Source organism: Yinghuangia seranimata, assembly GCF_029953285.1.
In the GTDB taxonomy this organism is placed as follows: Bacteria; Actinomycetota; Actinomycetes; order Streptomycetales; family Streptomycetaceae; genus Yinghuangia; species Yinghuangia seranimata.
This window is the reverse complement of sequence record NZ_JASAOI010000068.1, coordinates 1-13,588: the sequence shown is the minus strand read 5'-3', so window position 1 is coordinate 13,588 and position 13,588 is coordinate 1. Positions and strand designations below refer to the sequence as shown.

The following is a 13,588-nucleotide window of genomic DNA, read 5'->3' as shown; positions in this document are numbered from 1 at the left end:
GCGTGACAGTTGCGGCCGGGCCCTGGTGCTGTCCGGAACTACTCCTGGTGTACGGGCTGTTCGCCGCGGACGCGGGAGGTCAACTCCTGGCCGGCGGTGATCGTCACGATGACCAGCACCACGACGTTGAACACGGCGTCGCGGTGGTCGGCGATCACCTGCCCGGTATCGCTGAAAGCCCACCACGACGTCGACAGGCACATCCACAGCACGCACACCAGCAGCGACGGGTCGGACCTGCGGCGCAGGAACCCGGCGGCCATGAAGAACGCGAGCCCCAGGAACGGCAGGGTCAGCATCGACGCCGCCTGCAGGTGTGACTTGACGCCGTAGTCGAAGCTGTAGACGTTGAAGCCGAGCGCGCTGCTCAGTGCCGCCACGTACGCCCAGCCGATCGTCAGGCTCAGGCGGGCCGACCACAGCAGGGCCAACAGTGAGGCGGCAAGCGCGACTTCGGCGGTGGTCACCAGGCCTGGAGTGCCGTCGGCGAACTGCATGGCCACATTGATGTAGGCGAGCAGGAAAGCGAGGCCCAGCACCGCCGCCGCACCCGCCTCGGTGGGGCGGAACCGCACCGTCCACGGCGACCGTGCGGCGGGTGCGGGGGCTGTCCCCGGCTCCGGCTGCGGGTAACCATGCGGCGCGGCGTGGACGTTGCCCGGCCCGCTCGGCACGCCCGGAGCGGCGAAGCCCTGCGGCGGCACTGAAGGCCTCGGCGCGGCATCGGCCTGGTTCGGCGGCGCGGGCGGCGCGGTCGGCGGCCCGGACGGAGGCGGCATCGCCGCCCCGGTCGCGGGGGCGGGCACGGGCGTGCCGAACGAACCCAACACGGACCGTGCCGCGGGGCGCGGCCCGGCGAGCGCCGTCGGCTGCGCGTACGGCGGTACCGGGTCCGGGACTTCGGCGGCCACGCTCACCGCGCGCTGCGCCGACTCCAGGGCCGAGCGCAGCGCGGAGGCGTCCGCGTACCGCTGCTGCGGCGTCTTGGCGAGCGCGTACAGGACCACCGCGTCCACCTGCCCCGGCACCTCGGCCCGGAGGGTGGACGGCGGCGCCGGTGGCTTGGTCAGGTGCTGGTTCATCACGGCGAACGGCGAGTCGCCGGCGAACGGCGGCCGCCCGACCAGGAGTTCGTAGAGCAGACAGCCCAGCGAGTAGACGTCGGTGCGGCCGTCGACCGCCGCGCCGTCGATCTGCTCGGGGGAGAGGTACGCGGGCGTGCCGACCATCAGCCCCGTCGCGGTCAGCCGCGTCGTCGTCTCGGCGAGCGCCTTCGCGATGCCGAAGTCGAGCACCTTCACCGCGCCCGACGGCGTCAGCATCACGTTCGACGGCTTGATGTCGCGGTGGATCAGCCCCAGCCCGTGGCTGTGCACGAGCGTGTCCGCGATGTCGCGGGCCACCGCCACCGCGCGGTCGACCGGCATCGGGCCGCCCTCGCGCAGCACGTCCCCGAGCGTGCGGCCGGGGACGAACTCCATGACCAGGAACGGCGTCGGCTCGGGGCCGCCGACGTCCTCGCCCACGTCGTACAGCGTCGCCACACCCTGGTGCGACAACGCGGCGACGGTGCGCGCCTCGCGGCGGAACCGCTGGCGGAACTCCTCGTGCCGGGTCAGCTCGGCAGGCAGCACCTTGACGGCGATCGTGCGGCCGAGTTCGCGGTCGGTGCCCTTCCACACCTCCCCCATCCCGCCGCGGCCCACCAGTTCGTGCAGTTCGTATCGTCCCGCGAGAACGCGCATGGGTGCGTCGCCACCTCTCAGTTCGCGGACGGCAGCCGACGGCGCGCGGCGGCCTCCTGCACGATACAAACGATCACCAGGCCCGCCAGCGTCAGCCACCCCGTGCGCACCGCCGCGGCCGACGACCAGGAGCCGCACGAGAACGCCGTGAGCATCCCGGCGACCCAGAACACCGCGGCGTAGAGCGCGGACGAGGAACGGCTGCGCAGGAACGCGCCGAGAGCGAACAGCGTGATGAGCATCAGCGGCAGCGCGACGGCGGCGTAGCGGCTGGTCAGGTCGCCCACCTCCCAACCCATTTGGCGCCCGTAGGTGTCCCGGGGGAAGTCCTCGTAGTCGCGGGACGCCGAATGCGTGAAGGCGAACATCGCGCCGGTGAGGACGGCAGTCGGCATCCAGGCGATGAGCGCCGCGATGCGGGCCGACCACAGCAGCGCGACCGGTGCGAGGACCGCGGCGGCGAGCGTCAGATAGTTGTGGCCGTTGAAGCCGTCGGCGTCGACGCTGAAGTACGTCAGCGGGATCAGTCCGATCCCGAACAGCGCCACCATTCCGTCGGCGGTGACGCGGAAGCGGACCGCCCACCGGCCGCCGGTGCCGGGCCGCACCTGCATGCCGGGCGGGACGATCCGGGTCGCGGCGTGCGCGGTCGGGCTGTACGGGGGAGCGGGGATCGCCGCGCCGGTCGTGCCGGAGGGCACCTGGTCGTGCAGCGTCGGGCGGGGCGGCGGCACGGCGGACGTCGCCGGGGCGGGCGTCGCGGGCTCCCCGCGCGGGCGCGGCGGCGCGGGCGCCGCGGTCGCGGTGGCGGTCTGCCAGGGGCCGTCGGCCCCGTGGCCGGACGGTGGGGGCGGGGTGGCCGGGGCGGCGGTGGCCGGTGCGGGGGTCGGCGGCGGCGCCGCGGCGGTGGCCGGGGTGGTGGCCGGGGTGGTCACGGCGGCGGTGCCGCCCCGCAGTTCGGCCTGCACGTCCTCCAGCGCGCCGCGCAGCTGCGCCGCGGTGTCGTACCGCTCCTCGGGACGCTTGGCGAGCAGCCGCAGGGTGACGGCGTCGACGAACTCCGGTACCTGGGGCCGCAGTCCGGACGGTGCCGGGGCGCCCTTCATCAGGTGCTGGTTCATCACGACGAACGGCGAGTCCCCGGTGAACGGCGGCCTGCCGGTAAGCAGTTCGTACAGCACGCAGCCCAGCGAGTACAGGTCCGAGCGGCCGTCGACGGACACGCCGTCGATCTGCTCGGGGGAGAGGTAGGCGGGCGTGCCGACCGTCATGCCGGTCGCGGTCAGGCGCGTCGTGGTCTCGGCGAGCGCCTTGGCGATGCCGAAGTCGAGGACCTTCACGCCGCCCGCGGCGGTCAGCATCACGTTGGACGGCTTGATGTCGCGGTGCACGAGGCCGTGCCCGTGGCTGTGCACGAGCGTGTCGGCGATGTCGCGGGCGACGGCCACGGCGCGGGCGACCGGCAGCGGGCCGTCGCGCAGGACGTCGGCGAGGGTGCGGCCGTCGACGTACTCCATGACCAGGAACGGGGTGGCCTCGGGGCCGCCGGTGTCCTCGCCCACGTCGTACAGCGTGGCGACGCCCTGGTGGGACAGCGCCGCGACGGTGCGGGCCTCGCGTCGGAACCGGGTGCGGAACTCCTCGTGGCGGGTCAGCTCCGCCGGCAGCACCTTGACGGCGACGGTGCGACCGAGCTCGCGGTCGGCGCCCTTCCACACCTCGCCCATGCCGCCTCTGCCGACCAGTTCCTGCAGTTCGTAGCGCTCCGCGAGAACGCGCATGCGATCGACCCCCAAGATGTGGACCCCGAGCGGAAGATACCGAAGCGGGGGGTGGTCCGAACCCTCTTCGGGCACATCGCGGGGACATCCCTCGACGCGGTGCGCCGCCGCCCATAAAGTGACTCAGTCAAGCAATCGACGGCGACGGACAAGCGACCGCGACGCGCAAGAACAACGCACGTACAACGCAGGTACAAAGAGGAGGACCCGTGGACGCGGACGTCATCGTCGTCGGCGGCGGCACCAGCGGGGCGGTGCTCGCCGCGCGGCTGTCCGAGCGCGCGGACCGGCGCGTCCTGCTGCTCGAACAGGGGCCCGACGACACCGCGTACGACGCGAGCGTGCTGCGCCCCGCCGCGGCCGGCGACGTGTGGGCGGGCACGCCCTTCGCCCGGCCCTACCCGATGACCGCGTCCGCAGAGCGCACCGTCCAGATGGTGCGCGGCCGCGTCCTCGGCGGCACCTCCGCCGTCAACTACCTCGCCACGCTGCGCGGCCAGCCCGCCGACTACGACGCGTGGGCCGCGCGCGGCCTCCCCGGCTGGGGCTGGCCCGACATCCTCGCGACGTTCCGCGCGATGGAGACCGACGTCGACTTCGGCGCGACCGCGCTCCACGGCGACGCCGGGCCGCTGCGCGTGCGGCGCTCGCCCGAGCATGAACGCAACGAGGCGCACCGGGCGTTCCTGGCCGGCGTCCGCGAACTCGGCGTGCCGTGGTCCGAGGACATCAACGACCCGCGCCGGCTGCCCGGGGTCGGGATCTTCCCGCTCACCGTCACCGAGAACGCCGAAGGCACCGTCGAACGCCTCACGGTCAGCCGCGCCTACCTGACCGACGCCGTGCGGGCCCGGCCCAACCTGACCGTGCTCACCGGCGTCACCGCGGCCCGCGTCGACGTCGAGGACGGCCGCGCGACACGTGTCGTCGCCGCCGACGGCCGCGCCTGGGCCGCGCCCGAGATCGTCGTCGCGTGCGGCGCCACCGGCAGCCCGGCCCTCCTACAGCGCTCCGGCATCGGACCCAAGGACCTCCTCGACGCGCTCGGCATCCCCGTGGTCGCCGACCTGCCGGGCGTCGGCGCGAACCTCCAGGACCACCTCGGCATAGCCCTCCTCTACCGGCACCCGGGCGGCACCCCGCTGCGCGGCGGGCCGGTCCAGCCGGTGTGGGTCGGGCGGACGCCGGACGCCTCGTCCGTCGACTTCCACGTCCTCGCCCTGCCGATCGGCGAACCGGGGCCGGACGGGACGCACTTCTCCCTCGTGCCGTTCCTCCTCGACGTCACCGGCCGCGGCCGCGTCGACGCCACCGGCACCGACCCCGAGGCCGAACCCGCCGTCACCATGCCCCGGCCCACCGCGCACGACCTCGCCCGGCTCGACTGGCTCCTCGACCGCATCGCCGCCCTCGAAGAGACCGCCGCCTTCACCGCCCTCGGCGTCGAACGCGTCCACCCCGCATCCGACCTACGCGCCCCGAACGCCGCCACCACCCTCGCCGACGGCGGCCTCATCAGCTACGGCCACCTGGGCGGCACCTGCGCCATGGGCCCCGACGGCGACCCCCAAGCCGTCCTCGACCCCCGCTGCCGCGTCCGCGGCATCAAGGGCCTCCGCGTCGTCGACGCCTCCACCATGCCGGTCCTCCCAGCAGGCAACACCTACCTAGGCTGCGCAATGCTCGCCGAACGCGCCGCCCGCCTCATCTGACGCGGAACGTGACGGAGGGGGCGGGTCAGCCGAGAACGAGCGACTCGTCCCCGAAGTCCGCGACGATCTTCAACGTGCCGCCCAGCGCCGCGACGTAGGCGGCAAGCGTGTCGACTTCGCTGCGCGACAGTCGGCCGCGCTCGATGTCGGAGACCCGTGACTGCGAGATCCCCATCCGCTGGGCCAGCTCCACCTGCGTGGTCTTCTGCCGCTTGCGCACCTCGGCGAGCCGGTACGCGCGAACCTCCGCGCGCAGCTCTTCCGCCCGGCGCTCGATCTCGACCTGATCCTCGGCGTCGAAGAGCTCGTCCTTGAGCTCGTCCCAGGACGCCGCCTCGGGAGTCGCCCTAGTCACCTCGCGCATGGGTCCCATCCTTTCCGAAAAATCGTGCGCCGTGGATCGCACCCCTCGGTCACTACCCCTCGCGTGCCGCCAGATGAGCCTCGTACACCAACTCGGCCAAGGGGATCGCCTCGGCGTACCAACCGCTCCACTGCCCCGATTTGTCGCCCGCGACGAGCACCACCGCATTACGGTCGGGGTCGAAGATGAACAACAGGCGTACTTCGCTCGATCCCGAGGAACCCGGCCGGAGTTCCTTGAGATGGCTGAGGGAGGAGCCGCGAACGGTGTCCACCAGCGGCCTGCCGAGTGCGGGCCCCTCTTCCGAGAGGACGGTCAGGGCCGCGCCGACCTGCTGCGCCGTCGACCGGTCCGTCTTGCGTAACTCCCGCAGCCACGACAGCGCAGGTTCCAGAACGATGATCCGCCAGGCCACAGACTGCCCTCGTCTCTCGACGTACCATGTATGCACTATATAACGCATGCATGGTATTCGGTCAGTGGGTGTTCTCGGTCGGGCGGAGGTTCTTCGGGATCTGGGTCCAGGCGAGGGCGGCGGCTGCTGCCGGGAGGGTGGCGGCGATCAGGAAGGTCGGGGTCATTCCGGCGGTGAAGGCCTTGGCGGCGGTGTCGAGGAGGGCGGTGCCGGCCGGGCCGGTGAGGGCGGTTGCGGCGTGGGCGGCTTCGCCGACGGAGTCGCGGGCGGCGGCGGTGACGTCGGCCGGGAGGTTGGTGCGGTACAGCGCCGCGGCCAGGCTGCCGAGGATGGCCACGCCCATCGCGGCGCCGAGTTCGTAGCAGGTCTCCTCGATCGCGGCGGCGCCGCCGACGTCCCGGGTCGGGGTCGCGGCCATGAGCGTGACCGAGGCCACGGTCGTTGCGACGCCCGCGCCGGTGCCGAGCATGGCGAGGGACAGTGCGACGCCCGGGTAGCCGAGGGTGCCGGTGTGGTCGACGATCCACGGCAGGGCAAGCGCGCCGGCCATCAGCAGCAGGGCGAGGCCGAGGATGTGCCGGATCGCGAACCGGTGCATGAGGGTTGGTGCGACCATCGACGCCGCGACCAGGGCGAGCGGGGCGGGGAGGAGGCGGATGCCGGCCTCCAGCGGGGTGTAGCCCTGCGCGTACTGGAACCACTGCGTCGTGAGGAACAGCACGGCGCCCATCGCGATCATGCTCAGGAACAGCGTCGAGGCCGCGATGCTGAACGGCCGGCTCGCGAACAGCCGCACTTGGAGCAGCGGGTGCGCGATGCGCAGCTGGCGGCGGACGAACACGGTGAGTGTGATTGCCGCGAGGGTGAGCAGCAGCCACGGCAGCGGGTCGCCCACGCCGGACTTGCCGAGCTGTTTGATGCCGCCCGCGAGGGCGAGCATGCCGACGACCGACTGGCCGACGCCGAGCCAGTCCCAGCGGCCACGGGCCGGGCCGCGCGACTCCGGCAGCAGCCACCAGCCGAAGCCGATCACCGCGAGCGCGACGGGGATGTTCAGAAGGAAGGCCGACTGCCAGCCGTTCCGTTCCACGAGCAGGCCGCCGACCACGGGGCCGAGCGCCATGCCGCCGCCGAAGACGGCCGCCCAGATCGCGTACGCGAGGGCCCGTTCGCGCGCGTCGGTGAAGACCGCCCGCAGCAGCGACAGCGTCGACGGCATGATCGCCGCGCCGCCGACGCCGAGCAGCGCGCGGGCCGCGACGACCTGCCACGCCGCGGTCGCGAAGGCCGCGGCCAGCGATGCGGCGGCGAACACCGCGAAGCCGATCAGCAGCAGCCGCTTGCGGCCCCACCGGTCGCCGAGCGCGCCCGCGGTGACCAGGAGGCCGGACAGCGCGAGGGCGTACGCGTCGATGATCCACAGCTGCTGGACGGAGCCCGGCTGCAGATCGGCGACCAGCGACGGGAAGGCGACGTTCAAGATCGTCGTGTCCATCGCGATGAGCAGCAGGCTGCCCGCGAGGATGGCCAGCACGATCCAGCGCCGGGGGTCGGGGGTGACGGCGGGGGTGCGGGTGACGCTTTCGGTCTTCATATGAGACAAGAGTGTCTCATATGAGGGCATTATGTGCCGAATTTGGACATCTTGGGGGTGGGGTCCGGGGCAGGCTGGGCGTGCCCGGGCGCGGGGCTTGCCGGGCCCGCCCCGACACGCCCCCGGGCGCGCCGGTGGCCCGGGACCGCACGGGTCCCGGGCCACCGGGCGACGTCCTCGCGCGCACGCGCGCCGGGCGCTGCCACGCCCGTCCGGGCTACGGCAGGACGACGGTCTTGAACTCGACCAGCGCGTCCAGCCCCTCCGGGCCGAGCTCGCGGCCCAGGCCGGACTGCTTGTAGCCGCCGAACGGCGCGCCGAAGTCCATGGCGACCCACGAGTTGACCGACATGGTGCCGGTCTCGATGCGGCGCGCGACCTCGGTGGCGGCCTCGACGTCCTCGCTCCACACGCCGCCGGACAGGCCGTACGGCGAGTCGTTGGCGATGCGGACCGCGTCGTCGACGTCCTCGTACGCGATGACGGCGAGCACCGGGCCGAAGATCTCCTCCTGCGCGATCGTCATGTCGTTGGTGACGTCCGCGAAGACGGTCGGTTCGACGAACCAGCCCTTGTCCAGGCCCTCGGGACGGCCGCCGCCGACGACCACGCGGGCGCCCTCGGCCTTGCCCTTCTCGATGTAGCCGAGGACGCGGTCGCGCTGCCGCTCGGACACCAGCGGGCCGATCGCGTTGCCCTTGACCAGCGCGTCGCCGACCGTCATCGCGCCGACGTGCTCGGCGAGCTTGGCGACCACCTCGTCGTAGCGGCTGCGCGGCGCGAGCACGCGGGTCTGCGCGACGCAGGCCTGGCCGTTGTTGTTGAGCGAGCCCGGGAGCAGGCCCGGGACCGCCTTGTCGAGGTCGGCGTCCTCGAGGAGGATGCACGCCGACTTGCCGCCGAGCTCCAGGGTGACCGGGCGCAGGCGCTCGCCGCACAGCGCGCCGATGCGGCGGCCGGCGGCGGTCGAGCCGGTGAACGACACCTTGTCGATGTCCGGGTGCACGACCAGCTTCTCGCTGACCTCGCGGTCCGCGACCACGATGTTCAGGACGCCGGCCGGCACGCCCGCCTCGATGGCGACCTCGGCCAGCAGGTAGGCGTCCAGCGCGGTCTCAGGGGACGGCTTGAGGACGACCGTGCAGCCGGCCGCGAGCGCGGGCGCGAGCTTGAGCACGGTCACGAACAGCGGCACGTTCCACGGCACGATGGCCGCGACCACGCCGACCGGCTCGCGGCGCACCAGCGTCTTGAAGATGGCGCCCTGGCGCTGCTCCTCGAACGGGTATTCGTTGACCAGCTTGGCGTAGTAGTCCAGCACCATCGTCGAGCTGAACACCTGGACGCCGATCGAGTTGTCGATCGGACAGCCGGTCTCCTGCGCGATGATCTCGGCGAACTCCTGCAGGCGCGCCATGACGCCGGCCGACAGCGCGGCGATGACCTTGCCGCGCTCCTCGGGGGTGGAGGTGCGCCACGGCCCCTCGTCGAACGCCTTGCGGGCGGCGGCGACGGCGGCGTTCACGTCCTCCTCGGTGCCCGCCGGGACGCGCCCGATGACCTCTTCGGTCGAGGCGTTGTGCACGTCGAACGTGCCCGTGCCCGCGGGGGCGACCCACTCGCCGCCGATGAACACCTTGTCGTGTACGCGCATCCCGAAACTCCCGTGATTCCATGGCCGAACGCAGCTCTGGCGCCGGACGTACCGGACCCAAGCCTCCGGCTATGTTTTTGACCTTGTCAAGGGTATGTTGCCTGGAACTGATTCAAGAACCTGTTCCAGTTCCACCGTGTTCCGCCGTGGGGGCGCCGCATGACCACCAGCCCGACGTTCAACCTGGCCGACCTGTTCGAGGTCGTCGTCGACGCCGTGCCCGACCGTGCCGCACTCATCGCGGGGGACACCCGGCTCACCTACCGCGAGCTAGACGAGCGCGCCAACCGCGTCGCGCACCACCTGGTCGGCAGCGGCGTCAAGCCCGGTGACTTCGTCGGCGTCCACGCGTGGAACCGCGCCGAGTGGATCGAGACGATGATCGGTGTGCACAAGGCGCGCGCCGTCCCGATCAACATCAACTACCGGTACGTCGAGGCCGAGCTGCGCTACCTCTTCGACAACTCCGGCATGGTGGCCCTCGTCGTCGAACGCGCCTTCGCCGGAACGGTCGCCGGCCTCGCGCCCGACTTCCCCGCGCTCGAGCACGTGCTCGTCCTCGAGGACGGCACCGACGCCGCCGAGACGGTGCCCGGCTCGGTGTCGTACGAGGACGCCCTCGCCGCCGCGTCCCCCGCCCGCGGCTTCGGCCCGCGCAGCGGCGACGACCTCTACGGCCTCTACACCGGCGGCACCACCGGCATGCCCAAGTGCGTGCTGTGGCGCAGCGAGGACATCTTCTTCGCCGCGCTCCAGGCCGGCCGCGCCGGGAAGCCGAAGGTCGAGGAGCCGGCCGAGCTGGCCGCCGACGCCCTCGCCTCGGCCGGGCACGTGATGATGGGCCTCGCGCCGATGATGCACGGCGGCGGCCAGTGGTCCATGTGGAACACGTTCTACATGGGCAACACGTACCTGCTGTGGACCGGCCGCCGCTTCGAGCCCGACACCGTCATGGCGCTCGTCGAGAAGGAGAAGGTCCTCTCGCTCGCCGTCGTCGGCGACGGCATGGCCCGGCCCCTCGCCGACTGGTACGAGGAGCACAAGGGCAAGTACGACCTGTCCTCCCTCATGGCGGTCAGCAACGGTGGCGCGCCCATGAGCGCCCCCGTCCGCAAGCAGCTCGAAAGCGTCGCCGGCCTGTTCGTCATCGACAGCTTCGGCGCCTCCGAGACCGGCGCCGCCGCCCGCCAGGCCGGCGCCCCCGACGGCGCCACCCGCTTCGCGTCGTCCAAGACCACCACCGTCCTCGACGACGACCTCAAGCCCGTCGAACCGGGATCGGGCAAGGTCGGGCGGCTCGCCGTCAGCGGGCACATCCCCCTCGGCTACCACGGCGACGACGAGAAGACCCGCGCCACGTTCCTCGTCGACGGCGAAGGCCGCCGCTGGGTCCTGCCCGGCGACTTCGCCCTCATCGAGGCCGACGGCACCCTCACCCTGCTCGGCCGCGGCAGCGCCACCATCAACACCGGCGGCGAGAAGGTCTTCCCCGACGAGGTCGAGGCCGCCCTCAAGTCGCACCCCGACGTGTTCGACGCCGTCGTCGTCGGCGTCCCCGACCCGCGGTTCGGCCAGCGCGTCACCGCGCTGATCGTCCCGCGCGAAGGCTCCGCCCCGACGTTCGCCGACGTCAGCGGGCACGCCCGCACCCTGATCGCCGGCTACAAGGTGCCCAAGGAGATCCACTTCGTGGACGGCATCGAGCGCACGGCGGCCGGCAAGGTCGACCTGCGGGCGGCCAAGGCCCGCGCCGAGGAACTCTCCAACGGCAGCTGACCCCCGCCCGACCCGGGCCCGCCGCACGCCGGACCACCGGCCGAGCGGCGGGCCCGCGGCGTTTTCCGCACCGGTGGCCGGAACACGACCGCGACCCCCGCCGGGGATTCGGCAAACCTTCGTGGCCCGGTCTGGCGAATTCCTGTTATCCCCGCGCCCCGCGCGGGTCTCCTTGGTGTCGGCCCCTTAACGTGGCCGTCCCGAGCGAGAAAGCAGAGGCGCGTGGACGACGACTTCGAGACCGAGACGCACACCCCCTACCCGGCCCCGACCGGGCGCGCCCGGCACCGGGCCGGCGGCGGTGGCGGACGGCGACGGGCCGGGGGACACCGCAGGCGGCGCGGCGGACGCACCGGCGTCGTCATCGCCGCAGCCGCGCTCACCGTCACGGCCGTGGGCGGCGCGGTCGCCGGCGGCGTCTTCGGCGGGGACGGCGCGGCCCCCGCCGGCGCCGACGCGCGACCCGGCACGTCCGCACCCGACACCGCCTCCGTCGACTCCAGCGGCCGCCCCCCGGGCGTGGCCGCCGACATCCCCGTCAACGCCAGCCCCATACCCAGTACGCCCGGCGCCCCCGGACAGCCCGGCACCGGGGCCACGCCCAGCGCGAGCACCGCCGCCGCGACCACGGCGGCACCCACCACACCCGCCGCGAGCCCCACCACCACCACCCGGCCCGCCGCGTCCACCACCACGGCCGCGCCGACCACCCGCAGCGCCACACCCCGCAAGCCCCCCGCGGCGCCCGGCACCCCCACCGGCACCGCCGCCGACTACGCCCGGCAGGTCGTCGACCTCGTCAACGTCCAGCGCGCCAACAACGGCTGCGCCCCGCTCACCGCCAACACCAAGCTCCAGACCGCCGCCCAGGGGCACAGCGACGACATGGTCGCCCGCAACTACTTCGCCCACAACAGCCCCGAAGGCTCCAGCGCCGGCGACCGCATCAACGCCACCGGCTACCAATGGAGCACCTGGGGCGAGAACATCGCCATGGGCCAGCGCACCCCCGCCGAGGTCATGGACGCCTGGATGAACAGCCCCGGACACCGGGCCAACATCCTCAACTGCTCCTTCACCGAGATCGGCGTCGGCGTCAACCTCGCCTCCGGCAGCCCGTACTGGACCCAGAACTTCGCCGCACCGCGCTGACCCGCGGGCGGGTACGCGGGTTGCCCCCCAACCCGCGTACCCGCGAAGATCCAGCACCCCGCCCCACACCGACGGAACCCCCACACCGACGGAACCCCCCCGCACAACGGAGGCCCCCGAAACCCCATGCGCGCCGACCGCACCCCACGCGACGCCCGCCACACCGCCGACCGCACCCCCGGCGGCACGGCACTCGTCATCGCCGCGCAGTCCGGCGACAGGCGGGCCCGCGAGGACCTGGCCGCCGCGTGGCTCCCCCTCGTCTACAACGTCGTCGGCCGCGCCCTCGGCGGCCACCCCGACGTCGACGACGTCGTCCAGGAGACGATGCTCCGCGCCGTCGACAACCTCCCCGCGCTGCGCGACCCCGCGGCGTTCCGGTCCTGGCTCGTCGCCATCGCCATGAACCAGGTCCGCACCCGAGCCGCCCTGCGCCGCGAAGCCGCCGTCCCGGGCCTCGACGACGCCTGGGACCTCCCCGACCCCGGCGGCGACTTCGTCGACCTGACGATCCTCCGCCTCGGCCTCTCCGGCCAGCGCCGCGAAGTCGCCGAAGCCACCCGCTGGCTCGACGAGGACGACCGCGCCCTGCTCGCCCTGTGGTGGCTCGAAGCCTCCGGTGACCTGACCCGCCCCGAACTCGCCGAAGCCCTCGGCGTCACACCGCAACACGCGGCCGTGCGGGTGCAGCGCATGAAGGAACAGCTGTCCGCGGCCCGCGTCGTCGTCCGCGCCCTCGGCGTGACACCGCGCTGCGCCGAGATAGAGACCATGACCCGCACCTGGGACGGCCACCCGGCCGCCATCTGGCGCAAACGCATAGCCCGCCACGCCCGAGGCTGCACGGCCTGCGGCGGCCACTGGACCGAACTGATACCGGCGGAAGGACTGCTGGCGAGCATGCCCCTGCTGCTCCCGGCGGGCTGGAGCGCGGCAGCCGGAGGAGCGGGAACCCTCGGCGCGGCAGCGGCGGGCGGAGCAGCGGGGGCGCACGCGGCGGGCAGCGCGATCGCGGCGGGAACGGGAGCGGGAACGGGGGCAACGGTCGCGGGAGCGGCGGGAACAGGTGCCGCAGCCGGTTCGGGAGCCGCGATATCCGGGGCCACGGCAGGCTCAGGTGCCGCCACGGCGGCGGGCGCGCACGCGGGCGGCGTCGCGGCCGGGGCAACCGGCGTCGGCGGCGCGAGCACGGCAGGCGGCGTGGCAGGCGCACACGCGGCCGGTGCGGCGGCCGGTTCGGGTGCCGCCGCATCCGGCGCGGCGGCGGGCTCGGGTACGGCTGCGGCAGCGGGCGCGCACGCGGGAGGCGTCGCGGCCGGGGCAACCGGCGTCGGCGGCGCGAGCACGGCAGGCGGCGTGGCAGGCGCCCACGCCGCAGGAGCCGCAGCCGGGACC

The 13,588-nt window shown here is 73.4% G+C and carries 10 protein-coding genes; 4 read left to right on the top strand and 6 right to left on the bottom strand.

The features are described 5' to 3' along the window. Positions 1–38 precede the first annotated feature (38 nt). Together QI554_RS37275 and QI554_RS37270 are read right to left on the bottom strand one after the other, a co-directional pair. On the bottom strand, positions 39–1,745 hold the full coding sequence (locus QI554_RS37275) for a protein kinase domain-containing protein (protein ID WP_281476849.1): 1,707 nt from the start codon (positions 1,743–1,745) through the stop codon (positions 39–41). Between the two features lie 17 nt (positions 1,746–1,762). Beyond that, the gene (locus tag QI554_RS37270; protein ID WP_281476847.1) at positions 1,763–3,526 is read right to left on the bottom strand and encodes a protein kinase domain-containing protein; all 1,764 of its coding nucleotides are present in this window, start codon (positions 3,524–3,526) and stop codon (positions 1,763–1,765) included. A 209-nt stretch (positions 3,527–3,735) separates the two neighbouring features. On the opposite strand from QI554_RS37270, the gene QI554_RS37265 reads away from it, so the two are divergent. Further along, a complete protein-coding gene (locus QI554_RS37265; protein ID WP_281476845.1) occupies positions 3,736–5,238 on the top strand; it encodes a GMC family oxidoreductase in 1,503 nt (500 codons plus the stop codon). A gap of 25 nt (positions 5,239–5,263) precedes the next feature. Here the strand turns inward: QI554_RS37265 and QI554_RS37260 are convergent, their stop codons facing one another. From QI554_RS37260 to QI554_RS37245, 4 genes are all read right to left on the bottom strand, one after another. Then, a complete protein-coding gene (locus QI554_RS37260; RefSeq protein ID WP_281476844.1) occupies positions 5,264–5,602 on the bottom strand; it encodes an XRE family transcriptional regulator in 339 nt (112 codons plus the stop codon). Between the two features lie 52 nt (positions 5,603–5,654). Continuing rightward, positions 5,655–6,017, bottom strand: a complete 363-nt coding sequence (locus QI554_RS37255; RefSeq protein ID WP_281476842.1) for a type II toxin-antitoxin system RelE/ParE family toxin — start codon at positions 6,015–6,017, stop codon at positions 5,655–5,657. 61 nt (positions 6,018–6,078) lie between these two features. Next, positions 6,079–7,611: an MFS transporter gene (locus tag QI554_RS37250; protein ID WP_281476840.1), complete on the bottom strand. Its 1,533-nt coding sequence runs from the start codon at positions 7,609–7,611 to the stop codon at positions 6,079–6,081. Between the two features lie 217 nt (positions 7,612–7,828). Beyond that, the gene (locus QI554_RS37245; RefSeq protein ID WP_281476838.1) at positions 7,829–9,265 is read right to left on the bottom strand and encodes an aldehyde dehydrogenase; all 1,437 of its coding nucleotides are present in this window, start codon (positions 9,263–9,265) and stop codon (positions 7,829–7,831) included. A 159-nt stretch (positions 9,266–9,424) separates the two neighbouring features. Here QI554_RS37245 and QI554_RS37240 point away from each other — a divergent pair, with 159 nt between their 5' ends. The 3 genes from QI554_RS37240 to QI554_RS37230 all read left to right on the top strand — a co-directional run. Further along, positions 9,425–11,041, top strand: coding sequence for an acyl-CoA synthetase (locus QI554_RS37240; RefSeq protein ID WP_281476836.1), 1,617 nt, complete (start codon positions 9,425–9,427; stop codon positions 11,039–11,041). Between the two features lie 222 nt (positions 11,042–11,263). Then, entirely contained in the window at positions 11,264–12,193 is a 930-nt protein-coding gene (locus tag QI554_RS37235) for a CAP domain-containing protein (RefSeq protein WP_281476833.1), read from the top strand. Between the two features lie 126 nt (positions 12,194–12,319). Next, a partial coding sequence (locus tag QI554_RS37230) for an RNA polymerase sigma factor (protein WP_281476832.1) occupies positions 12,320–13,588 on the top strand: 1,269 nt, incomplete at its 3' end.

Excerpts from the sequence above, each read along its gene's own strand:
- QI554_RS37250 (WP_281476840.1), bottom strand. The coding sequence starts at position 7,611 with ATGAAGACCGAAAGCGTCACCCGCACCCCCGCCGTCACCCCCGACCCC.
- QI554_RS37260 (WP_281476844.1), bottom strand. The coding sequence starts at position 5,602 with ATGCGCGAGGTGACTAGGGCGACTCCCGAGGCGGCGTCCTGGGACGAG.
- QI554_RS37275 (WP_281476849.1), bottom strand. The coding sequence starts at position 1,745 with ATGCGCGTTCTCGCGGGACGATACGAACTGCACGAACTGGTGGGCCGC.
- QI554_RS37270 (WP_281476847.1), bottom strand. The coding sequence starts at position 3,526 with ATGCGCGTTCTCGCGGAGCGCTACGAACTGCAGGAACTGGTCGGCAGA.
- QI554_RS37240 (WP_281476836.1), top strand. The coding sequence starts at position 9,425 with ATGACCACCAGCCCGACGTTCAACCTGGCCGACCTGTTCGAGGTCGTC.
- QI554_RS37245 (WP_281476838.1), bottom strand. The coding sequence starts at position 9,265 with ATGCGCGTACACGACAAGGTGTTCATCGGCGGCGAGTGGGTCGCCCCC.